24 protein-coding genes and 1 tRNA gene are annotated in these 19,840 nt (G+C 69.1%); 20 read left to right on the top strand and 5 right to left on the bottom strand.

Going from position 1 to position 19,840, the window contains the following annotated elements:
* Positions 1-2: 2 nt before the first annotated feature.
* Positions 3-797: a xanthine dehydrogenase family protein subunit M gene (locus tag Q1B08_RS06430; RefSeq protein ID WP_299816292.1), complete on the top strand. Its 795-nt coding sequence runs from the start codon at positions 3-5 to the stop codon at positions 795-797.
* 143 nt (positions 798-940) lie between these two features.
* On the opposite strand, the gene Q1B08_RS06425 is transcribed toward Q1B08_RS06430, so the two are convergent.
* Positions 941-2,062, bottom strand: coding sequence for a class I SAM-dependent RNA methyltransferase (locus Q1B08_RS06425; RefSeq protein WP_299816290.1), 1,122 nt, complete (start codon positions 2,060-2,062; stop codon positions 941-943).
* Positions 2,052-3,080 carry a ribose-phosphate pyrophosphokinase gene (locus Q1B08_RS06420; RefSeq protein WP_299816288.1) on the bottom strand — a complete coding sequence of 343 codons (1,029 nt, stop codon included), beginning with the start codon at positions 3,078-3,080 and terminating at the stop codon, positions 2,052-2,054. The genes Q1B08_RS06425 and Q1B08_RS06420 overlap by 11 nt, the downstream gene beginning before the upstream one ends.
* Before the next feature lie 157 nt (positions 3,081-3,237).
* On the opposite strand from Q1B08_RS06420, the gene Q1B08_RS06415 reads away from it, so the two are divergent.
* The 3 genes from Q1B08_RS06415 (at position 3,238) to Q1B08_RS06405 (ending at position 5,320) form a co-directional block, all read left to right on the top strand.
* Positions 3,238-3,828, top strand: a complete 591-nt coding sequence (locus tag Q1B08_RS06415; RefSeq protein WP_299816286.1) for a 2-hydroxychromene-2-carboxylate isomerase — start codon at positions 3,238-3,240, stop codon at positions 3,826-3,828.
* Positions 3,825-4,556, top strand: a complete 732-nt coding sequence (locus Q1B08_RS06410) for an alpha/beta fold hydrolase (RefSeq protein ID WP_299816285.1) — start codon at positions 3,825-3,827, stop codon at positions 4,554-4,556. Before Q1B08_RS06415 ends, Q1B08_RS06410 begins: the two co-directional genes overlap by 4 nt.
* A 293-nt stretch (positions 4,557-4,849) precedes the next feature.
* Positions 4,850-5,320 (top strand): MmcB family DNA repair protein, encoded by a 471-nt coding sequence (locus Q1B08_RS06405; RefSeq protein ID WP_299816283.1) that lies wholly within the window; start codon positions 4,850-4,852, stop codon positions 5,318-5,320.
* On the opposite strand, the gene Q1B08_RS06400 is transcribed toward Q1B08_RS06405, so the two are convergent.
* Entirely contained in the window at positions 5,304-5,489 is a 186-nt protein-coding gene (locus tag Q1B08_RS06400; RefSeq protein ID WP_299816282.1) for a DUF6324 family protein, read from the bottom strand. The two genes, Q1B08_RS06405 and Q1B08_RS06400, sit on opposite strands and share 17 nt — an antisense overlap.
* 44 nt (positions 5,490-5,533) lie before the next feature.
* Here Q1B08_RS06400 and Q1B08_RS06395 point away from each other — a divergent pair, with 44 nt between their 5' ends.
* From Q1B08_RS06395 to Q1B08_RS06385, 3 genes are all read left to right on the top strand, one after another.
* A complete protein-coding gene (locus Q1B08_RS06395) occupies positions 5,534-6,022 on the top strand; it encodes a GNAT family N-acetyltransferase (RefSeq protein WP_299816280.1) in 489 nt (162 codons plus the stop codon).
* Between the two features lie 63 nt (positions 6,023-6,085).
* Positions 6,086-6,162 (top strand) — tRNA-His (locus Q1B08_RS06390).
* A gap of 56 nt (positions 6,163-6,218) precedes the next feature.
* On the top strand, positions 6,219-7,790 hold the full coding sequence (locus Q1B08_RS06385; RefSeq protein WP_299816277.1) for an alpha-amylase family glycosyl hydrolase: 1,572 nt from the start codon (positions 6,219-6,221) through the stop codon (positions 7,788-7,790).
* A 2-nt stretch (positions 7,791-7,792) separates the two neighbouring features.
* Here Q1B08_RS06385 and Q1B08_RS06380 read toward each other — a convergent pair whose 3' ends face one another.
* On the bottom strand, positions 7,793-8,977 hold the full coding sequence (locus Q1B08_RS06380; RefSeq protein ID WP_299816275.1) for a MalY/PatB family protein: 1,185 nt from the start codon (positions 8,975-8,977) through the stop codon (positions 7,793-7,795).
* Positions 8,978-9,057: 80 nt separating this feature from the next.
* On the opposite strand from Q1B08_RS06380, the gene def (Q1B08_RS06375) reads away from it, so the two are divergent.
* From def (Q1B08_RS06375) to rnhA, 7 genes are all read left to right on the top strand, one after another.
* Positions 9,058-9,582, top strand: a complete 525-nt coding sequence (gene def, locus Q1B08_RS06375; RefSeq protein WP_299816274.1) for a peptide deformylase — start codon at positions 9,058-9,060, stop codon at positions 9,580-9,582.
* Entirely contained in the window at positions 9,579-10,037 is a 459-nt protein-coding gene (gene def / locus Q1B08_RS06370) for a peptide deformylase (RefSeq protein WP_299816272.1), read from the top strand. Before def (Q1B08_RS06375) ends, def (Q1B08_RS06370) begins: the two co-directional genes overlap by 4 nt.
* A gap of 52 nt (positions 10,038-10,089) precedes the next feature.
* Positions 10,090-10,581: a peptide deformylase gene (def, locus tag Q1B08_RS06365; protein WP_299816270.1), complete on the top strand. Its 492-nt coding sequence runs from the start codon at positions 10,090-10,092 to the stop codon at positions 10,579-10,581.
* Positions 10,572-11,492, top strand: coding sequence for a methionyl-tRNA formyltransferase (gene fmt / locus Q1B08_RS06360; RefSeq protein WP_299816268.1), 921 nt, complete (start codon positions 10,572-10,574; stop codon positions 11,490-11,492). Before def (Q1B08_RS06365) ends, fmt begins: the two co-directional genes overlap by 10 nt.
* 54 nt (positions 11,493-11,546) lie before the next feature.
* Entirely contained in the window at positions 11,547-12,500 is a 954-nt protein-coding gene (ispH, locus tag Q1B08_RS06355) for a 4-hydroxy-3-methylbut-2-enyl diphosphate reductase (RefSeq protein WP_299816266.1), read from the top strand.
* Positions 12,501-13,201: 701 nt separating this feature from the next.
* Positions 13,202-13,657, top strand: coding sequence for a DUF3429 domain-containing protein (locus tag Q1B08_RS06350; protein WP_299816264.1), 456 nt, complete (start codon positions 13,202-13,204; stop codon positions 13,655-13,657).
* The gene (gene rnhA, locus Q1B08_RS06345; RefSeq protein WP_299816371.1) at positions 13,654-14,112 is read left to right on the top strand and encodes a ribonuclease HI; all 459 of its coding nucleotides are present in this window, start codon (positions 13,654-13,656) and stop codon (positions 14,110-14,112) included. The genes Q1B08_RS06350 and rnhA overlap by 4 nt, the downstream gene beginning before the upstream one ends.
* Before the next feature lie 22 nt (positions 14,113-14,134).
* Here the strand turns inward: rnhA and Q1B08_RS06340 are convergent, their stop codons facing one another.
* A complete protein-coding gene (locus Q1B08_RS06340; protein WP_299816262.1) occupies positions 14,135-14,701 on the bottom strand; it encodes an NYN domain-containing protein in 567 nt (188 codons plus the stop codon).
* A 107-nt stretch (positions 14,702-14,808) separates the two neighbouring features.
* Between Q1B08_RS06340 and folK the strand changes: the two genes are divergently transcribed.
* From folK to acpS, 6 genes are read left to right on the top strand one after another with little or no spacing between them, the layout of a single operon-like run.
* Positions 14,809-15,411 (top strand): 2-amino-4-hydroxy-6-hydroxymethyldihydropteridine diphosphokinase, encoded by a 603-nt coding sequence (gene folK, locus Q1B08_RS06335; protein ID WP_299816260.1) that lies wholly within the window; start codon positions 14,809-14,811, stop codon positions 15,409-15,411.
* A 35-nt stretch (positions 15,412-15,446) separates the two neighbouring features.
* The gene (gene rpoZ, locus Q1B08_RS06330) at positions 15,447-15,800 is read left to right on the top strand and encodes a DNA-directed RNA polymerase subunit omega (protein ID WP_299816258.1); all 354 of its coding nucleotides are present in this window, start codon (positions 15,447-15,449) and stop codon (positions 15,798-15,800) included.
* An 18-nt stretch (positions 15,801-15,818) separates the two neighbouring features.
* A complete protein-coding gene (locus Q1B08_RS06325; protein WP_299816256.1) occupies positions 15,819-17,972 on the top strand; it encodes a bifunctional (p)ppGpp synthetase/guanosine-3',5'-bis(diphosphate) 3'-pyrophosphohydrolase in 2,154 nt (717 codons plus the stop codon).
* Between the two features lie 19 nt (positions 17,973-17,991).
* Entirely contained in the window at positions 17,992-18,663 is a 672-nt protein-coding gene (locus Q1B08_RS06320; RefSeq protein ID WP_299816254.1) for a DUF2062 domain-containing protein, read from the top strand.
* Complete coding sequence (locus tag Q1B08_RS06315; protein WP_299816252.1) at positions 18,656-19,405, top strand: pyridoxine 5'-phosphate synthase; 750 nt, start codon at positions 18,656-18,658, stop codon at positions 19,403-19,405. Before Q1B08_RS06320 ends, Q1B08_RS06315 begins: the two co-directional genes overlap by 8 nt.
* Positions 19,402-19,815: a holo-ACP synthase gene (gene acpS / locus Q1B08_RS06310; protein WP_299816250.1), complete on the top strand. Its 414-nt coding sequence runs from the start codon at positions 19,402-19,404 to the stop codon at positions 19,813-19,815. The genes Q1B08_RS06315 and acpS overlap by 4 nt, the downstream gene beginning before the upstream one ends.
* Positions 19,816-19,840: the final 25 nt, after the last annotated feature.

The raw sequence follows: 19,840 nt of genomic DNA, 5'->3' as shown, positions 1-19,840 counted from the left end.
CGATGTACGATTTTGAACTGGTCAAGCCCGCGAGCCTGCAGGAGGCCATCGAGGCGATGCAGGCCGAGGACGCGCAGGCCCTCGGCGGCGGGCAGACGCTCCTGCCGACGATGAAGGCGCGGCTCGCGATGGCCGACACGCTCGTGGCGCTGTCGGCCATCGAGGAGATCAAGGGCATCTGCACCGATGATGACGGACGCCTCTGCATCGGCGGCGGGACGACCCACGCCATGGTGCAGCGCGACTGCGCCGAGAGCTTTCCGGCGCTGGCCTCGCTTGCCGGCCGGATCGGCGATCCGGCCGTCCGCAACCGCGGCACGATCGGCGGCTCGCTCGCGAACAACGACCCCTCGGCCTGCTATCCGGCGGCGGCGCTGGCCTGTAACGCGACGATCGTGACCCAGAACCGGGAGATCGCGGCCGACGACTACTTCCTCGGCATGTTCACGACCGCGCTGGAGGAGCGGGAGATCGTCACCGAAGTGCGGTTCCCGGTTCCGGAAGCGGCGCATTACGAGAAGTTCATCCAGCCCGCCTCCCGCTTTCCGCTCGTCGCGGTGTTCGTGGCCAAGTATTCCGACGCGGTGCGCGTGGCCGTCACCGGCGCCTCCTCGGACGGGGTGTTCCGATGGAACGAGGCGGAAGCGGCACTGTCCGGAAACTTCTCCGAGGACGCGGTGAAGGGCCTGTCCGCGCCCGACGCGGATGGCATGATCTCGGACCTGCACGGCGACGGCGCCTATCGGGCGCATCTTGTCAAGGTCATGTGCGCACGGGCGGTGAAGGCCTGCGCCTGAACCTGCCGACGATTGGGTCGAAAGCGGCGGCTCCGGTTCGGAACCGCCAGCCTTTCTCCAGGCGCTGTCGGGCAGAAGGGTCATCGGACCTGAGGCGCTGACGGCGCGTCCGTGATTCCGGCCATAGGGACACGGACGCGCCGTCAGCGTTGCCCCGGCAGCGGGCTGGTCTGCCAGAGGCGGACCCGTAATCCGCCATGCGGCACCGGTGGACCGGGCGGGCCGAAGGGCAGCTCCATCGCGCCGACGAGGGAGGCCTCCGTCGTCACGATCCCGACCCGCCAGCCGCCGAACCGTGTACCCAGCGCGCGGCCCAACGCCGCGTAGAGGGGGTAGAGCGATTTCCGGTCTCCGATGCGCCCGCCATAGGGCGGATTGGCGATGACGAGGCCGGGCGGACCCGGGGACGGTGCGATCTCGCTCACCGCGGCCTTCCGGAACGACACGAGGTCGCCCACGCCCGCGCGGTTCGCGTTGGCCCGTGCCGCGGCGAAAGCGCCCGCATCGCGATCGGAGCCATGGAAGGCGAGATCGGGCAGAGGTTGCGTCGGGTCCGCGCGCATCTGCGTCCAGGCCGTCGCGTCGAAGCTCGCGAGCCGCTCGAAGGCGAAGCGGCGACCGCGTCCGGGCCGAAGCCCCGCGGCGATCTCGGCCGCCTCGATCACGAAGCTGCCGGAGCCGCACATCGGGTCGAGCACCGGCTCCGCCCCGCGATAGCCGCTGGCGCGCAGGAACATCGCCGCCATCGTCTCGCGCATCGGCGCCTTTCCGACCGCAACCTTGTGACCGCGCTTGTGAAGGCTCTCGCCGGAGGTGTCGACGCTGAGCTCCACGAGGTTGTCGTCGATCCGCGCTCGCACCGTCACACCGCCCGGCCCGATCGGCGCGCCGAGTTCCTCCGCGATGGCGGTCTCGATCCGCTGCTGCGCGGCACCGGCGTGGTAGATCTTCGATTTCCGGTTCGTCGCGACCTCGACCGCCACGGGAACGTCGGCGCGCAACACATCGCCCCACGGGAATTTTCGCGCCCGCTTGTCGAGCTGCGCCAGATGGAACGCCCGGAACGCGCCGAGTCCCGCCAGTACCCGCACCGCGCCCCGCAACGTCAGGTTCGCGCGCCACACCTCCGGCCAGCCGCCCGTGATCGTCACGCCGCCCGGGGCGGTGGCGACGTTCGCGAACCCCGTCTCGGACGCTTCCCCGGCCAGCAACTGCTCGAGGCCGGGCGGGCAGACGAGGAAGATCCCCGTGGGTTCAGTTGTCAATGTTGAGGCCGGGATAGAGCGGTTCGTAGATCGGCTCCAGCGTGGCGGTGTCGAACAGCGAGGAGACCGAGGTGCCGTTCCAGATGTTGAGGATCGCCTGCGTCAGCATCGGCGCGAGCGGCACGATGCGGATGTTGGCGCAGTTCTTCACGGCCTCCGTCGGCTCGATCGAGTCGGTGATGACGAGGCTCTTGAGCTGCGACGCGGTGATCCGGTCGACCGCCGGACCGGACAGGACGCCGTGCGTGATATAGGCGTGCACCTCCTTCGCACCGGCCTTCACGAGGACGTCCGCCGCCTTGCAGAGGGTGCCGGCCGTGTCGCAGATGTCGTCGACGATGATGACGGTCTTGCCGGCCACGTCGCCGATCACCGTCATCTCCGAAACCTCGCCCGCGCGCTCGCGCCGCTTGTCGACGATGGAGAGCGGCGCGTTGATCCGCTGCGCGAGTTCGCGCGCGCGGCCCACGCCCCCCACGTCCGGGCTGACCACGGCCAGATCGTCCAGCCCGCCCTTGAAATGGTGCATGATGTCGAGGGCGAAGATCGGCGAGGCGTAGAGGTTGTCGACGGGAATGTCGAAGAAGCCCTGGATCTGCGCGGCGTGCAGATCCATCGTCAGGACCCGCTCGATCCCCGAATTGGCGATCAGGTTGGCCACGAGCTTGGCGGAGATCGGTGTTCGGGCCTTGGTCCGCCGATCCTGCCGCGCGTAACCGAAATAGGGGATGACCGCCGTGATCCGCGCCGCCGACGACCGACGCAGCGCGTCGGAGATGATCAGCAGCTCCATCAGGTTGTCGTTCGCCGGGTTCGAGGTCGACTGGACGATGAACATGTCCTCGCCGCGGACGTTCTCGAACACCTCGACGAAAATTTCCTGATCGTTGAAGCGCTCCACCCGCGCCTCCACGAGGCCGGTGCGGACGCCCCGATGCATGGCCATGCGTCGCATGATGGCGCGGGCAAGGGGGCGGTTCGCCGTGCCGGAGATGACCTTGGGGTCGGGACTTGGCATGCACGCACCTTTCGAATCACCGCCGGCCTCTTTGCCGCACGGCCTAGCATCCGGCGGAGCGCGGGCAAAGCGTGCCCCGGTCCGGGACGCGCGCATCGTTGCGCCCGGGCGACCGCGCGCCTAACGTCCGTCGCGACGCGCAGACCCGGAGCATGCCATGCAGATCGATTATTATCTCGCCACGACGTCGCCCTATGCCTACCTCGCCGGCACGCGACCGGCCGAGATCGCCGCGAAGCACGGCGCGGGGATCGTCTACAAGCCGCTCGGCGTCTTCGACCTTTTCGCCCGGACAGGGGGCACGCCGCCCAAGGACCGCCACGAGAGCCGGCAGGCCTACCGCCTCGTGGAGATGCGCCGGCAGGCCGAGAAGGCGGGCAAGCCGATCAACCTGCATCCGGCGCATTGGCCGACGAACCCGGCCCCCTCCGCCTATGCGATCATCGCCGCGCAGCGGGAGGGCGGCGGCGATCTGGCCGCGCTCGTGGCCGGGCTGACCCGTGCCTGCTGGGCGGAGGAGCGCGACATCGCCGAGGACGCGGTGATCGCCGACTGTCTCGAAGCGGCCGGTTTCGACCGGGGCCTCGTCGATCGCGGCATGATGGCGGGGGCCGAAACCTATGCGCGCAACCTCGAGGAGGCGGTGGCGGCCGGCGCATTCGGCGTGCCCTTCTTCGTGGCGGGCGAGGAGACGTTCTGGGGGCAGGACCGGCTCGACGACCTCGACCGCTACCTGTCGCGGGCGTGAGGACGATCCTCGCCCTGCATTGCCTCCTCGCGTCGGGGGCGTCCTGGCGCGGCCTGCAGGAGGCGATGCCCGACGCGCGGCTCGTTTGCCCCGATCTGCCGGGTCACGGCGCCGCCACGGCCTGGGATCCGTCGGGCGACTTCATGGACGAGGCCGCCGCGATCGCCTGGGCGACGGCGCCGGACGGCCCGTTCGACCTGCTGGGGCATAGCTTCGGCGGCTGCGTCGCGCTGCGCATGCTGGCGGATGCGCCGGACCGGATCCGCAGCCTCGCGCTTGTCGAGCCGGTGATGTTCGCCGCCGGCGATCGCCGCGTGCGGGCGGCGAACCGCGCGGCCATGGAATCCGTGGAGGCCACCCTGCGGGCCGGCGACCGCGATGGCGCCGCGCGGGGTTTTGCCAGGCTGTGGGGTGACGGGGCGGACTGGAACACGGTTCCGGCCCGACGCAGGGACTACTTGAGCGACCGCATCCACCTGCTCGCCGCGGCCGGGCCCGGCATCGTGGAGGACGTCCACGCCATCCTGCCGCGCCTGCCCGCCGATCCGCCGCCGGTCACGCTCGTCACCCGCCGCAACCCGCCGGCCATCGTCGCCGGGATCGCGGACGGGCTGCGCGAACGGATCGCCGGGATGCGGATCGTCCGGATCGGATCGGGACACATGATTCCGATGGAGGCGCCCGGGGCGCTGGCGGACGTGCTGCGCGCATCCCTTGCCGAGGTCTGAAGACGAAGCGGGCCCGACCCCCGGAGGGATCGGGCCCGTGGTGAACCGTGGCAGCCGTCGGGCATGTATTCCCGAGGACCTGTATATACAGGTGGGCGCCGGGTAACACGGCCAGGACCGCGACAGAGCCAGCTCCCTCGGAATTGCTTAAGGCCACCGGAATTATGCCGTGGTGACGAGAAGCACAGAAGCACCGAAAGGGAAGCTAGGTCGCCCGTCGCATCGCCGCAAGGGGTCCGGCGAGGGACTCCCCCGACTGGACACCGGTTCACGCTTCGTTCACAACCGCGCCCATGTTCGTCCCGGACCCGCCCCCCGCCTGTGAGCCGCAACCCGGACAGCTTCTCGCACGCGGCGTCAGCCGTCATCTGCGGGAGCACGACTTCATGTGCCTGGAGGAGTTCTCGCCCGAGCAGGGCCGCCGCCTCGACGTGATGGCGCTCGGCCCGAAGGGCGAATTCTGGATCGTGGAATGCAAGTCGAGCCGGGCCGACTTCATGTCCGACCTGAAGTGGACGGGCTATCTGGAATGGGGCGACCGGTTCTTCTGGGCCGTCGACGCGGATTTCCCGGCGGAGATCCTGCCCGCGGAATCGGGCCTGATCCTTGCCGACGCCTTCGGGGCGGAGGTCGTCCGCATGCCGGAGGCCACGCCGCTCGCCTCCGCGCGCCGCAAGAAGCTCACGCTCAAGTTCGCGCGCTGTGCCGCCGGCCGGATGCAGGGCCTGCGCGATCCGATGTGGGGGTCTACTTCGAGCCTTTGACCATCATCGCCGCGGCGCGGATCTCCTCCGCGATCTCGAGCGCTTCGTCGGGTTCGAAATCCATCGGGATCTCGGCGCCCCGGCTTTCGATGAAGATGCGCACCATGCCCTGATCGGTCGGCCCGATCTGCAGGTTCGCCTCGGCGTCGGATTGGTCGTTGATACCCATGCGCTTTCTCTAGACTTCGCCCGGGGGCCACGCAAGATGAGGCGATGACGCCCGGCGACTTCTCCTTTCGCGACCTCGAGCCGGGCGATGCCGGCTGGGTCGCGATGCGTCACGGGGCGCTTTACTGGACGGACGAGGGCTACGACATCGCGTTCGAGGGCCTGGTGCTGGCACTCCTCGCGGAATTCATCGCCGATCGCGGCCCGCGCGACCGTGCCTGGATCGCCGTGGACGGCGCGGGGACGCGGCAGGGCTGCGTCTTCTGCGTCTGGCCGGAGACGGAGGTGGCGAAGCTGCGCATGTTCCTTGTGGAGCCGGCGCTGCGCGGAACGGGCCTCGCGCAGCGCATGCTGGAGGCGGTGATCGCCCATGCCCGCATGGAAGGGGCGCGCAGGGTGGTCCTGCGGACCCACGAGAGCCACCGCGCCGCCGGTCGCCTTTATGCCCGCAACGGTTTCGCGCTCCTGAGCGAGATGCCGGTCGTCGCCTACGGGCGGCCGACGCTGGAACAGGCGTGGGAGCTTCCCTTGTGATGCGGATCGCCGCGTCGGGCGCCCTTGCACCCCGGGGACGGCTTCGCTAGAGGGCATTCGAGTGCCGGCGTAGCTCAGTTGGTTAGAGCGCCTGATTGTGGATCAGGAGGTCCCCCGTTCAAGCCGGGGCGCTGGTACCATCCTCCATCCCCCTGGCGGAGACGATCCGCGACCATTTCCCGTGGGAGGCAGTGCCATGTCCGATGCGAAGAACGCCGAATGGTGGAAGACGGGGGTCATCTACCAGATCTACCCCCGCTCCTTCATGGACAGCGACGGTGACGGGATCGGCGATCTCGCGGGAATCGAATCGCGGCTCGACCATCTCGTCCGGCTCGGCATCGACGCCATATGGATCTCGCCCTTCTATCCGTCGCCGATGGTCGATTTCGGCTACGACGTGTCGGACTACACCGATGTCGATCCGCTTTTCGGGACGATGGCGGATTTCGAGCGACTCCTCGCGGCGGTGCATGCCCGCGGCCTGAAGCTGCTTCTCGATTTCGTGCCCTGCCACAGCTCCGACCGGCATCCCTGGTTCCTCGAAAGCCGGTCCTCCCGCGACAATCCGAAGCGGGACTGGTATGTCTGGCGCGACCCGTTGCCGGGTGGCGGCCCGCCCACGAACTGGATCGCGGAGTTCGGCGGCTCGACCTGGGAATGGGACGAGGGAACGGGGCAATATTACCTCCATTCCTTTCTGCCGGAGCAGCCTACGATCAACTGGCGCAACCCCCAGGCGCGCGCCGCGATGCTCGATGCGATGCGGTTCTGGTTCGACCGCGGCGTGGACGGGTTCCGCGTGGACGCGGTGGACCATGCGGCGCCGAACCCCGAACGCGGCGACAACCCGGTCAACGCGGCGTGGGAAGGCCCCGAGGGGCATACGATGAGCCTTCTGGCCGCGCATTCCCGCCACCAGCCGGAGGTGTTCGACGTGGTCCGCGACATGCGGGCGCTCGCGCGGACCTATCCCGAGGAGAAGCTCCTCGTGGGCGAGGCCTACGGTGAGATCCGCGAGTTCATAGAGTATTACGGCGCCGAGCTCGACGGATTCCAGCTGCCGTTCAATTTCCTGCTCATCAACGCCGAGTGGAACCCGGTGATCGTCGCGGGCCTCGTCGACGCCTACGAGGCGGCGCTGCCCGAGGGCGCGTGGCCGAACTGGGTGCTGGGCAACCACGACCGCGCCCGCATCGCCACCCGCGCCGGCCCCGGACAGGCGGCGGTGGCGGCGACGCTGCTGCTGACGTTGCGCGGCACGCCGACGATCTACCAGGGCGACGAGCTCGGCATGGAGAACGTGGAAATTCCCGCCGACCGCGTCGTCGATCCGTGGGAGATCAACATGCCGGGCCAGGGCCTCGGCCGCGACCCCGAACGCGCGCCCCTCGCCTGGGACGCGGGCGCGGGCGGCGGCTTCACCACGGGCGAGCCCTGGCTTCCGATGGACACGCGGCCCGGACTGAACGTCGCCGCGCAGGAGGGTGACCCGGCCTCCATGCTGAACCTGCACCGCCGGCTTCTGCGCCTGCGACGGGCGGAACCGGCGCTGATGCAGGGCGATTACCGCACGCTCTCCGTGGACGACGCGGTCTTCTGCTATGAGCGAGTGCGGAACGGCCGCCGGATCGGCGTGGCGCTCAACTTTAGCGACCGCGCCCGCCCGATGGATCTCGGGGGGGAGACGCTGTTCTCGACCACGGGCGACGACGCGCGGACCGGCGATCTTGCCCCGAACGAGGGACGGGTCGTCCGGCTCGCCTAATCCTATTGCGGGTCGGCGAACGCCGCCTGCATCCGCTCCACTGCCGCCTCGACCCGCGATCTCGGCGTGGCGAGGTTGAAGCGCAGAAAACTTTCGCCGCCTTTGCCGAAGGTCGGCCCGTGATTGGCCGCGATCCGGGCATCCGTCTCCACCCGCCGCGTGAACTCCTCGCCCGACATGCCGGTCCCCGCGAAGTCCACCCAGCCGAGATAGGTCGCCTCGAGCGGGACCGATTTCAGGCCCGGGATCGCGTCGATTCCTCGGTCGAAGATCCGCCGGTTTCCGTCGAGATAGTCCATCAGACGGTCCACCCAGGCCGCCCCCTCGGGCGAATAGGCCGCGGTCACCATGAACAAACCGAAGGAATTGGGCGACAGGCCCAGCGCCATCAATCGCTTCTCGAAGGCCGCCCGCAGCGCCTCGTCGTGGATGATGACGTTGCCGGTATGGGCGCCCGCGATGTTGAAGGTCTTGGTGGTGGAGGTCATCATCACCAGCCGGTCGGCGATGCCGTCGATCCGTGCCATCGGGATGTGCGTCTGGCCGGGATAAACGAGGTCGTGGTGGATCTCGTCCGACACGAGGATCAGGTCGTGGCGCCGCGCGAAGGCCGCGTAGCCCTCCAGTTCCGCCTGCGTCCAGACGCGTCCGTTCGGATTGTGCGGCGAGCAGAGCATCATCAACTTCGCGCCCGCCTCCGCGACGATCGCGTCCCATGTCTCGAAATCGGGAACGTAGCGTTCGCCGTCATAGGCCAGCTCGCATTCCACGACCCGCCGGTCGTTCGCGCGGATCACCTTGGCGAAGGCATGGTAGACCGGCGTGAAGACCACCACGCCGTCGCCCGGCGCGGTCCAGGTATCGACGCAGAGCGCGGCGCCGTTGACGAGGCCGTGCGTGGTCAGGATCGCGTCCGCCTCCACCTCCCAGCCGTGGCGCTCCCGCATCCACCAGCGGATCGCGTCCCGGTAGGCGCGGTCGTCCCCGAAATAGCCGAAGATGCCGTGATCGACCTGATGCCGGACGGCCGCGCGGATGCATTCGGGCGGCCGGAAATCCATGTCGGCCACCCACATCGCCAGCCCGTCCTCGGCCGAGACCCCGTAGATCGACTCCATCATGTCCCACTTCACGCAATGCGTGTCGCGGCGGTCGATGATCTCGTCGAAGCGGGGGTCGGCTGTCATGTCGGTCTCCTTGTTCCGGGAAGGCATACGCGCGCGGGCGCCGGTTGCAAGGCGCCGGGCGTCTGACTAGATCGGACGCGATGAAACGTCCTATCCTGATTCACCCCGATCCGCGCCTGAAGCAGGTCGCCGCGCCGGTCGACGACCTGTCGGACGCGCGCCTTTCGCTGGCGCGGGACATGCTCGAGACGATGTACGACGCCCCGGGCATCGGCCTCGCCGCGCCGCAGCTCGGCGTGATGGAGCGTCTGATCGTGCTCGACTGCGTGAAGGAGGAGGGCGAGACGCCGCGCCCCCTCGTCATGTTCAACCCCGAGATCCTGGCTGCGAGCGAGGAGACGGGCACCTACGAGGAAGGCTGCCTTTCGATTCCCGACCAGTATGCCGACGTGACCCGTCCGAGCGAGGTCGAGGTGCGGTGGATCGACGAGACCGGCGCCGAGCGGACGGAGGGGTTCGACGGGCTCTGGTCGATCTGCGTTCAGCACGAGATCGACCATCTTCGGGGCAAGCTCTTCATCGACTACCTCAAGCCGATGCGCCGGCAGATGATCACCCGCCGGATGCAGAAGCTGAAGCGCGAGCGGGCGCGGGAGGCGGGATGATCCTGCCCATCGTCATGCATCCCGATCCGACCCTCCGCGTCGTCTGCCGTCCGGTCGCGGGCGACGTGACGCAGCTCGCGCGGGACATGCTCGACACGATGTACGCGGCGCCGGGCCGGGGTCTTGCCGGACCGCAGGTCGGCGTGACCGAACGGCTCTTCGTGCTCGACGCGAGCTGGAAGGACGGCCTGGCCGATCCGCGCGTCTTCGTGAACCCGGAGATCGTGGCGCGGGAGGGCCGGCAGGTGAACATCGAGGGCTGCCTCTCGATTCCCGACACGCCCCGTCGCGTGGTCCGCCCGGCCGAGATCACGCTCGCCTTCGACGGCCCCTCGGGACGGCGGGAGGAGCGTTTCTCGGGCTTCGCCGCCGCCTGCATCTGTCACGAGATGGACCATCTGGACGGTGTGCTGATCCTCGACTATCCCGAGGCGGAGCCCGCCGATCCGGTCTGACAGACGCGATTGCCGCTGGACCCGGGCGCCCGGACGCGGCACGAAAGCCCGGATGACGCACCGCCCTTTCCTGCGCTGGCCCGATCCGCGCCTCCGCATGCCCGCCGAACCCGTCGACGCCGTGGACGGCACGGTGCGGACGATCTGGGACGAGATGGTGGAGGCGATGCATGCGATGCCCGGCGTCGGTCTGGCCGCCCCGCAGCTCGGTATCATGCGCCGTCTGGCCGTGGTCGATGCCGGTGACGGGCAGGGGGTCGCTCGCCTCGCCAATCCCCGTATCCTCCACGCGAGCGCCACGCTGCGCGACCACGAGGAAGCCTCGCCGAACCTGCCCGGCGTCTCGGCCCGCGTGTCGCGCCCGCGCGCCGTCACCGTCGCCTTCCTCGACGAGACCGGCGCCGCGCGGGAGGAGGAGTTCGTCCTTCTCCGCGCGACCTCGGTGCAGCACCAGATCGACCATCTCGACGGGCGGATGTACTTCCACCGCCTGTCCAAGGTGAAGCGCGACATGCTCCTCAGGAGGGCCGCCAAATGCGCCTGATCTTCATGGGAACGCCCGATTTCGCGGTCCCCGTCCTCGACGCGCTGCACGAATCGGGGCACCACGTCCTTGCCGCCTATACGCAGCCGCCGCGGCCGGCCGGCCGGGGCAGGCGGGATCGCCCCGCGCCCGTCCACCTCCGGGCCGAGGAGCTCGGGATCGAGGTGCGCACCCCGACCTCGCTCAAGGGCGGGGCGGCGGAGGACTTCGCCGCGCTCGACGCGGATCTCGCCGTCGTGGTGGCCTACGGCCTGATCCTGCCGCAGGCGGTGCTCGACGCGCCGCGTCACGGCTGTCTCAACGTCCATGCCTCGCTCCTGCCGCGCTGGCGGGGGGCGGCGCCGATCCAGCGCGCGGTGATGGCGGGCGACGACCGGACGGGGATCTGCATCATGGCGATGGAGGCGGGGCTCGACACGGGCCCGGTCATCCTGCGGGAGGCGACGGACATCGCGCCCGGCGACACGACGGGCGATCTCCACGACCGTCTGTCCGCGATGGGCGCGCGGCTTGTCGTGCAGGCGGTGGACCAGATCGCCCGCCTGTCCCCCGTCGCGCAACCCGAGGAGGGCGTGACCTACGCCGCCAAGATCGACAAGTCCGAGGCGGAGGCCGACTTCGCCTGGGACGCCGCGACCCTCGCGCGGCAGATCAACGGCCTGTCGCCGTTCCCGGGCGCCTGGGTCGCGCGCGACGGCGCGCGGCTGAAACTCCTGCGCGCGGTGGCGCTGCCGGAGGTCGAACATTCCGCGGCGCCCGGCACGATTCTCGAAGGGGATGGCCTCGTGGTCGCCGCCGGGACCGGCGCGGTCGAGCTTCTGGAGGTGCAGCAGGCCGGCCGCGGCCCGAACAGCGGCATCGCGTTCCGCAACGGCGCCCGGCTCGTCCCCGGCGATCCGCTGGCAGGCTGACGGGCTGGACCCCGGCCCCCCGCGCTCTTAGGTGGTGGGGCGAGGAGCGATGCCATGACCGAACCGAGACCCCCGCTGACACTCCACCTCGCCGCCCCCCGCGGCTTCTGCGCGGGCGTGGACCGGGCCATCAAGATCGTCGAGCTGGCGCTCGAGAAATGGGGCGCCCCGGTCTATGTGCGCCACGAGATCGTCCACAACCGCTACGTCGTCGACGGGCTCAGGGCGAGGGGCGCGGTCTTCGTGGAGGAACTCGACGAATGCCCGGCCGACCGTCCGGTGATCTTCTCCGCCCACGGCGTGCCGCGCGCCGTCCCGGCCGACGCCGCTGCGCGGGAGATGATCTACGTGGACGCGACCTGTCCGCTCGTCTCCAAGGTCCATATCGAGGCGGCGCGGCACAACGAGAACGGGCTGCAGATGGTGATGATCGGCCATGCCGGACATCCCGAGACGATCGGCACGATGGGGCAGCTTCCCGACGGCGAGGTGCTCCTGGTCGAGACGCCGGAGGACGTGGTCCGACTGGCCCCGCGCGACCCCGGGCGGCTGGCCTTCATCACGCAGACGACGCTTTCGGTCGACGACACCGCGGACATCGTCGCGGCCCTCAAGGCGCGGTTCCCCGCGATCGTCGGGCCGCACAAGGAGGACATCTGCTACGCCACGACCAACCGGCAGGAGGCGGTCAAGGCGATGGCGCCCGATTGCGACGCGATCCTCGTGGTCGGCGCGCCGAACTCCTCGAACTCGAAGCGGCTGGTGGAGGTCGGAGCCAAGGCCGGCTGCGCCTATGCGCAGCTCGTGCAGCGCGCGGCCGACATCGACTGGCGCGCGCTCGAGGGCATCCGATCCGTCGGCATCACCGCGGGGGCAAGCGCGCCCGACGTTCTGATCGAGGAAGTCGTCGCGGCCTTCCGCGACCGCTTCGCCGTGACCGTGAACCCGGTCGTGACGGCGGAGGAGAACGTGGAGTTCAAGGTGCCCCGGGTGCTGCGGACGGCGTAACACGCAGGGCAAGCGCGGAATACCTCAAGCCAGTTGATAAATCTTCCGTCAACCCTTGCGGGGTTAACGGAAGGTTCCGGTAACGTTTGGCCGGAGGCGACTACTCGGTCTGTGCGATCGCCGGGGCGCGGCCGGTCTCGCAGCGTCGTCACGCTTCAGTACCGCCTCGGCGCGCTTGCCGTCGTCCCCGGCGCCGGAAACGTCGAAACGCTGGCGATGGGCCGCGGTCGTCGATCAGCGCTCACGGTTGCGTTCGGGATCGTTCCGGCGCTCGTCGCGGTTGTGCCGCAGCCGTGGGAGCGCCCTTCGCCGTGATCGAGTTCGCGGGTGCGGCCGACCTGTCCGGGATCGCTGCCGCTGCCGTTCCTTCCGGGCGCGCCGGAGCGTGGCGCCCGGGGTTGCGGCGTTTGGCGGCGTGTTCACGGAGATGCCCCCCCGTCGTCTTCGAAAGCTACGGTTTGCCGGCGCTGGCGTCGACGCCAGCATCGCTCTCTTCGTCTCGACCCCCCTGCGGTTTGCTATGAGGACCTCGGTGCGCGTCGGCGGACGGGATGCGATGCGCCCCGCCGATCGGTCGAGCTACCGGGATTCGCCCGCCCGGTTCCCCCCGAAACGTGCGCCGTCCAAGCGGGTCCGGGGCCGGTTCGCGGCGGGTCGGCTCGGGGCTTTCGTCCGGAAAGCGTCCGTGGCATGTGGCGCGCATGATCCCAGCCCGTGTTCCCCTTGCCCCGCTCGTCCTCGGTCTGGCCGGATTGCTACCCTTCGTCTGGGGCGTCGTGACGCTTTGGTGGGACGGCGCGGCGGCGGCGACGCTCGCCACGGTGGGGCCGCGCTTCGTGGGGCCCTATATCGGGCTCTTCTACGGCGCGGTGATCCTGTCCTTCATGTCGGGCGTGCTTTGGGGCTTCGCCACGAAGGCCGAGGGCGCGATGGCCGCGACGGGCTACGCGCTTTCGGTCCTGCCGGCGCTTTGGGCGTTCTTCACCACCGGCGGGGGGCCGACCGGGGCGGCGGTGGCGCTGATCGCGGGGTTCGTCGGCCTTCTGGGGCTCGACTGGCTGTTCTGGCGCTACGGGCTGGCGCCGCCCTGGTGGATGACGCTTCGGATGATCCTGACGGCGGGGGTCGTGCTCTGCCTGCTGCCGGTGGCGTTCTGATGGAGCTCGTCGCCTATACGGACGGCGCCTGCTCCGGCAATCCGGGCCCCGGCGGCTGGGGCGCGCTGCTTGTCGCGTCGAAGGACGGCGCGGTGGTCAGGGAGCGCGAGCTGAAGGGCGGCGAGGCCGAGACGACCAACAACCGCATGGAGCTCATGGCCGCGATCAGCGCGCTGGAGGCGCTGGAGCGGCCCTCGACGCTCCGGATCGTGACCGACAGCGCCTACGTGAAGGGCGGCATCACCGCGTGGCTGCACGGCTGGAAGCGGAACGGCTGGAAGACCTCGACCCGCAAGCCGGTCAAGAACGAAGATCTGTGGCGCCGGCTCGACACGGCGCAGGCGCGGCACGACGTCGTCTGGGCATGGGTCAAGGGCCATGCGGGCCACCCGGAGAACGAACGGGCCGACGCGCTGGCCCGGGCGGGGATGGCGCCGTTCAAACCGAAGCGCTGACCCGACGCGACAGGCCCCGGGCTCAGGCCTGCGCGTTCTCGGGGGTGGAAGCGTCCGTTCCGCGGGGCGGCCGGCCGATCACGTCGCGCAGTTCGTCGAGCTCGATGAAGTTGTCGGCCTGACGCCGGAGGTCGTCGGAGATCATGGAAGGCTGGCTGCGCAGGGTCGAGCAGACCGAGACCCGCACGCCCTTGCGCTGCAACGCCGCGACGAGGGGCCGGAAATCGCCGTCGCCGGAGAACAGGACGATGTGATCCACATGCTCCGCCGTGTCGAGCGCGTCGACCGTCAGCTCGATATCCATGTTCCCCTTGATCTTGCGCCGCCCCTGGCTGTCGGTGAATTCCTTGGCGGGCTTTGTGACGAGGGTGAAGCCGTTGTATTGCAGCCAATCCACCAACGGACGGATCGGGGAATAATCCTCCGTCTCCATGAGCGAGGTGTAATAGAACGCCCGCAGGAGCTTGCCCCGTCGCACGAATTCCTGCCGCAGGAGCCGGTAATCGATATCGAAGGAAAGAGCCTTCGCGGCAGCGTACAAATTCGCCCCGTCTATGAAGAGCGCGAGTCGCTCGTCGCGATAAAACATTCTGCCATCCTTTCGGGGGTGAACCGCCATCCGACCGCAATAAGTCTGGACTTGCGCCGCGGTTTCCCTTTCTCAGCATATAATTATTCGTATTGACGCAATAGGCAATGGCGCGCTTCGAATCGTCCTTCTACCTTGTGGCCCTTGGCGCGAACTTGGGCAATGCGGTCGCGTTCAATGCCCAGGCGATCGTTGCGGCGGCGCACAGGGTCCCGGGCCGGGTCGCGGGAATGTCGAGACTCTACCGGACGCCGGCCTATCCGAAAGGGGCGGGGCCCGATTTCGTGAATGCGGTCCTCGCGACCTATTGCTCGCTGCCGCCCGCCGCGATGCTGCGGGCGCTTCATGCGATCGAGGCGCGGCACGGTCGCCGTCGCGACCGCCGTTGGGGCGCCCGGAGCCTCGACCTCGACCTGCTCGGGAGGGGCGCGATCGTGCGGCCGGATCGGGCCGTGCTCAAGGGCTGGATCGGGCTCGACCCGGAGCGGCAGGCGCAGGAGGCGCCCGGAGAGTTGATATTGCCGCACCCGCGGCTGCAGGACCGGGCCTTCGTGCTCGTCCCGCTGGCCGGGATCGCGGCGGGGTGGCGTCATCCGCTGTCCGGACGGAGGGTCGCGGAGATGGTGTCGCGCCTGTCGGGCGCGGACCGGCGCGAGATACGTCCGCTTGGCGCGGTGGGCGGGGTTGTCAATAGGAAAATCGACCGCTAGATACGCCTCTCCGACTCCCCAGATGAGGTGCGATCATGGCACGCGTCACTGTCGAAGACTGCGTCGACAAGGTTCCCAACCGGTTCGAACTGGTGATGCTCGCCGCGCACCGCGCCCGCGAGGTCGCCTCCGGCAGCCCGATCACCGTCGACCGCGACAACGACAAGAACCCGGTCGTCGCGCTGCGCGAGATCGCGGAGGAGACGCAGAACGCCGACGATCTGCGCGAGCGGCTGATCGAGGCGAACCAGACGCAGATCGAGGTCGACGAGCCGGAAGAGGATTCGATGGCCCTTCTGATGGGAGTCGAGAAGGACGCGCCGGCGCAGGACGACATGTCCGAGGAGAAGCTGCTGCGTGCGCTGATGGAGGCGCAGGGCCAGCCCTGATCGAAAGGCGCGCCTGTCATGATCGAGGTCGAGGACCTGATTGCGCTCGTGCGCGCTTACAACCCCCGGACCGACGCCACCCTGATCCGTCAGGCCTACGCCTATGGCGCGGCGATGCATGACGGCCAGATGCGGCGGTCGGGGGAGCCCTACTTCACGCATCCGGTCGAGGTGGCGAGCCTTCTGACCGAGCAGCGGCTCGACGACGCGACGATCGTCACCGCGCTCCTGCACGACACGATCGAGGACACGCGGTCGACCTATTCCGAGATCGAGGCGCGGTTCGGCACCGAGATCGCCGGAATGGTTGACGGCGTCACCAAGCTGACGAATCTGGAGCTGACTTCGTCGGAGACCAAGCAGGCGGAGAATTTCCGCAAGCTTTTCATGGCGATGTCGAAGGATCTTCGCGTGATCCTCGTCAAGCTGACCGACCGGCTGCACAACATGCGCACGATCCGCCACATGGCCTCGCACAAGCAGGGGCAGAAGGCGCACGAGACGATGGAGATCTATGCGCCCCTCGCGGGGCGGATGGGGATGCAGTGGATGCGCGAGGAGCTCGAGGATCTGAGCTTCTCCGTCCTGAACCCGGAGGCGCGGACCTCGATCCTGCGGCGTTTCGCGGTGCTTCAGCGCGAATCCGGCGACGTGATCCGCCGCATCACCAACGACATCGAGATCGAGCTGAACCGGGCGAAGATCGAGGCCAGCGTCATGGGACGCGCCAAGCGGCCGTTCAGCATCTGGCGCAAGATGGAGGAGAAGGAGATCGGCTTCTCGCGTCTGTCGGACGTTTACGGGTTCCGGATCGTCGTGGGCCCCGACGCCGATTGCTACCGTGCGCTCGGCGTGATCCATCAGCGCTGGCGCAGCGTGCCGGGCCGCTTCAAGGACTACATCAGCCAACCCAAGTCGAACGGCTATCGCTCCATCCACACCACCGTTTCGGGGCGAGACGGCAAGCGGGTCGAGGTGCAGATCCGCACGCGCGAGATGCATGAGGTGGCCGAGCGCGGCGTGGCCGCGCACTGGTCCTACCGCGACGGGGTGCGCGCCGAGAACCGCTTCGCCGTCGATCCCGCCGAATGGCTGCGGATGATGAACGAGCGCTTCGAGGAAGCCTCCGACCACGCGGAGTTCATGGAGGCCGTGAAGCTCGAAATGTACACCGATCAGGTGTTCTGCTTCACGCCCAAGGGCGACGTCGTCAAGCTTCCGAAGGGCGCGACGCCGATCGACTTCGCCTATTCGATCCATACCCGGATCGGCCACCGGACGGTCGCGGCCAAGGTCGACGGTATGCGGGTGCCGCTCTGGACGCGCCTGCGCAACGGGCAGTCGGTGGAGATCGTGACGGCCGAGGCGCAGGCGCCGCAGGACAGCTGGATCGACATCGCCACGACGGGTCGCGCGAAGTCGGCCATCCGCCGGGCGCTGAAGGCGGAGCGGCGCTCGGGGCATATCCGCCTCGGACGGGAGCTGGCGCGCGCGGCTTTCGCGCAGGTCGGCAAGCGGGCCACGGACAAGGCGCTCCGAACGGCGGCCGCCTCGCTCGGCCTGAGCCGCGACGAGGATCTTCTGGCCGCGATCGGCGCCTCCGAGATCAGCGCGCGGAGCGTCGTCGCGAACCTCTATCCCGAGCTCGCGCAGGTCCCGCCGGCGCCCGACGTCGCGCCGGAGGAGGCGATCGTGGGACTGGACCCGAAAGCGCATTTCGACCGTGCCCCCTGCTGCCAGCCGGTTCCGGGCGAGCGCATCGTGGGCATCTCCAACAAGGGTCACGGCGTCACCGTGCACGCCATCGACTGCCCCCGGATGGCGGAGTTCGAGGATCAGCCCGACCGCTGGATCGACCTGCAATGGCAGCCTGGCCACCATGCGCCGCGCAACGCCGTGACGCTGGAGATGGTGATCTCCAACGCGCCGGGGGTGCTGGGGCGGATCTGCATTCTCATCGCGGAGCAGAACGCGAACATCGCCGACCTGCGCTTCGTCGACCGGAAGCCGGATTTCTTCCGTCTTCTGATTGACGTCGAGGTACGCGACCGCGAACATCTCCACGGCGTCATCATGGCCGCCGATACCGAAAGCGACGTGGCGCAGGTTCGCCGCCACCGCGAGGAAGGAACGCGCCGCGTGCCCTTCCGGTCGGAACGCGCGACCGCCTGACGTCGTCGGAGGAGGCCACGTGTTCAAACGCCGAGACAGGTTGCCGTTCGCGCAGGCCGTCGGGCGGACGTTCTGGCCGAAGGGCGGCTGGCGACGGTCGGCCACCTACGTCAAGCACCGGCTCCATAGGCTGCCCGACACGCCGCGCAAGATCAGCCGGGGCATCATGGTCGGGGTGTTCACCACGTTCACGCCGTTCTACGGGCTCCATTTCCTCGTGGCCGCGGCGATTGCCTTGATGGTGCGGGGCAACGTCATGGCGGCGCTTCTGGGCACGTTCTTCGGCAACCCTCTGACCTACGTCCCGATCGCGGTCGTCTCGCTCAATCTCGGACACGTCATGCTGGGCACGCAGATGAACCCGGAGGTGGACGAGGGCATCTTCGCGCGCATCTTCGGTGCCGCGGAGGATCTGTTCTGGAACAGCTGGTACGCGCTGACCGGGACCCCGGTGGACTGGACGGCGACGGCGCTGTTCTACGACACCGTGTTCCTGCCCTGGCTCGTGGGCGGGCTGATACCGGGCATCTTCACGGGGATCGCGGCCTATACGGTTTGCCTGCCGCTGATCGAGGCGTATCAACGCCGCCGCCGGGGCGCGTTGAAGAAGAAGCTCGACGACATCCGGCGCAAGGCGGCGGAGCGCGCCGCCGAAACGGCCGCGCCGGCGAAAGGGGATACGAATGGATAGGCTCAGGCTCGGCATCAACGTCGATCACGTCGCCACGATTCGCAACGCGCGGGGCGGCGACAGTCCGGATCCGGTGCGCGCCGCGCTGGCGGCAGAGGCGGCGGGCGCAGACGGCATCACGGCTCATCTGCGCGAGGATCGTCGCCACATCCGCGACGCCGACATGGCCGCGATCCGCGCGGCGATCTCCATTCCGCTCAATTTCGAGATGGCCGCGACCGACGAGATGGCGCGCATCGCTCAGGCGACGCGCCCCCATGCCGTTTGCCTCGTGCCCGAGAAGCGGGAGGAGCGGACGACCGAGGGCGGGCTCGAGGTGGCGGGCGATGCGAACCGGCTGACGGACTTCGTCGCGCCGCTCGCCGGGATGGGGGCGCGTGTCTCGCTCTTCGTCGCGCCCGATCCGCGGCAGATCGAGGCGGCGGCCCGGGTGGGCGCTGCGGTTGTGGAACTGCATACCGGCACCTATTGCGACGCCGTTGCGGCAGGCGAGCTGGAGGCGGCGGCGGACGAGCTTACGCGTCTGACGGAGGCCGCGCGACTGGCGGCGGAGGCGGGCCTCGAGGTCCATGCCGGCCACGGGATCACCTACGATTCCGTGGGGCCGCTGGCCGCCATCCCGCAGGTCGTGGAACTCAACATCGGGCATTTCCTGATCGGGGAGGCGGTGTTCGCGGGTCTCGATGGCGCGATCGCGGAGATGCGGCGGCGGATGGTCCTGGCGCGGGACGCCGCGGAATGATTCTCGGCATCGGCACCGATCTCGCGAACATCGAGCGCGTGCAGGGCGTCCTCGACCGGTTCGGCGACCGCTTCCGCGACCGCGTCTTCACCCCGCGGGAGCAGCGCAAGGCGGCGAGCCGCAAGGGCGGCGCGCTTGGCGAAGCGTCGACCTACGCCAAGCGGTGGGCCGCGAAGGAGGCCTGCTCCAAGGCGCTCGGCACCGGGCTGCGAATGGGCATCGCCTGGAAGGACATGGCGGTGACGAACCTTCATACCGGGCAGCCGATCATGGCCGTGACCGGTTGGGCCGCGGAGCGGCTGGAGCGGATGACGCCGGACGGACACGAAGCGGTGATCCATGTCTCGCTGACCGACGACCACCCCTGGGCACAGGCTTTCGTCGTGATCGAGGCGCGCCCCTTCGCCTGATCCCCGGCAGTTGACAGCATCCGGG

Origin of the sequence: uncultured Jannaschia sp., from assembly GCF_947494025.1 — a bacterium.
Lineage (GTDB): Bacteria > Pseudomonadota > Alphaproteobacteria > Rhodobacterales > Rhodobacteraceae > Jannaschia.
Note: the sequence above shows the minus strand (reverse complement) of the source record. Positions and strands in the feature narration are given on the sequence as shown.

Excerpts from the sequence above, each read along its gene's own strand:
- Q1B08_RS06405 (WP_299816283.1), top strand. The coding sequence starts at position 4,850 with ATGTTCGTCCCGGACCCGCCCCCCGCCTGTGAGCCGCAACCCGGACAG.
- Q1B08_RS06415 (WP_299816286.1), top strand. The coding sequence starts at position 3,238 with ATGCAGATCGATTATTATCTCGCCACGACGTCGCCCTATGCCTACCTC.
- Q1B08_RS06340 (WP_299816262.1), bottom strand. The coding sequence starts at position 14,701 with ATGTTTTATCGCGACGAGCGACTCGCGCTCTTCATAGACGGGGCGAAT.
- ispH (WP_299816266.1), top strand. The coding sequence starts at position 11,547 with ATGACCGAACCGAGACCCCCGCTGACACTCCACCTCGCCGCCCCCCGC.
- def (WP_299816270.1), top strand. The coding sequence starts at position 10,090 with ATGACGCACCGCCCTTTCCTGCGCTGGCCCGATCCGCGCCTCCGCATG.
- Q1B08_RS06400 (WP_299816282.1), bottom strand. The coding sequence starts at position 5,489 with ATGGGTATCAACGACCAATCCGACGCCGAGGCGAACCTGCAGATCGGG.
- Q1B08_RS06430 (WP_299816292.1), top strand. The coding sequence starts at position 3 with ATGTACGATTTTGAACTGGTCAAGCCCGCGAGCCTGCAGGAGGCCATC.
- def (WP_299816272.1), top strand. The coding sequence starts at position 9,579 with ATGATCCTGCCCATCGTCATGCATCCCGATCCGACCCTCCGCGTCGTC.
- Q1B08_RS06350 (WP_299816264.1), top strand. The coding sequence starts at position 13,202 with ATGATCCCAGCCCGTGTTCCCCTTGCCCCGCTCGTCCTCGGTCTGGCC.
- rpoZ (WP_299816258.1), top strand. The coding sequence starts at position 15,447 with ATGGCACGCGTCACTGTCGAAGACTGCGTCGACAAGGTTCCCAACCGG.
- Q1B08_RS06385 (WP_299816277.1), top strand. The coding sequence starts at position 6,219 with ATGTCCGATGCGAAGAACGCCGAATGGTGGAAGACGGGGGTCATCTAC.
- Q1B08_RS06315 (WP_299816252.1), top strand. The coding sequence starts at position 18,656 with ATGGATAGGCTCAGGCTCGGCATCAACGTCGATCACGTCGCCACGATT.
- Q1B08_RS06420 (WP_299816288.1), bottom strand. The coding sequence starts at position 3,080 with ATGCCAAGTCCCGACCCCAAGGTCATCTCCGGCACGGCGAACCGCCCC.
- fmt (WP_299816268.1), top strand. The coding sequence starts at position 10,572 with ATGCGCCTGATCTTCATGGGAACGCCCGATTTCGCGGTCCCCGTCCTC.
- Q1B08_RS06325 (WP_299816256.1), top strand. The coding sequence starts at position 15,819 with ATGATCGAGGTCGAGGACCTGATTGCGCTCGTGCGCGCTTACAACCCC.
- folK (WP_299816260.1), top strand. The coding sequence starts at position 14,809 with ATGGCGCGCTTCGAATCGTCCTTCTACCTTGTGGCCCTTGGCGCGAAC.
- acpS (WP_299816250.1), top strand. The coding sequence starts at position 19,402 with ATGATTCTCGGCATCGGCACCGATCTCGCGAACATCGAGCGCGTGCAG.
- Q1B08_RS06395 (WP_299816280.1), top strand. The coding sequence starts at position 5,534 with ATGACGCCCGGCGACTTCTCCTTTCGCGACCTCGAGCCGGGCGATGCC.
- def (WP_299816274.1), top strand. The coding sequence starts at position 9,058 with ATGAAACGTCCTATCCTGATTCACCCCGATCCGCGCCTGAAGCAGGTC.
- Q1B08_RS06380 (WP_299816275.1), bottom strand. The coding sequence starts at position 8,977 with ATGACAGCCGACCCCCGCTTCGACGAGATCATCGACCGCCGCGACACG.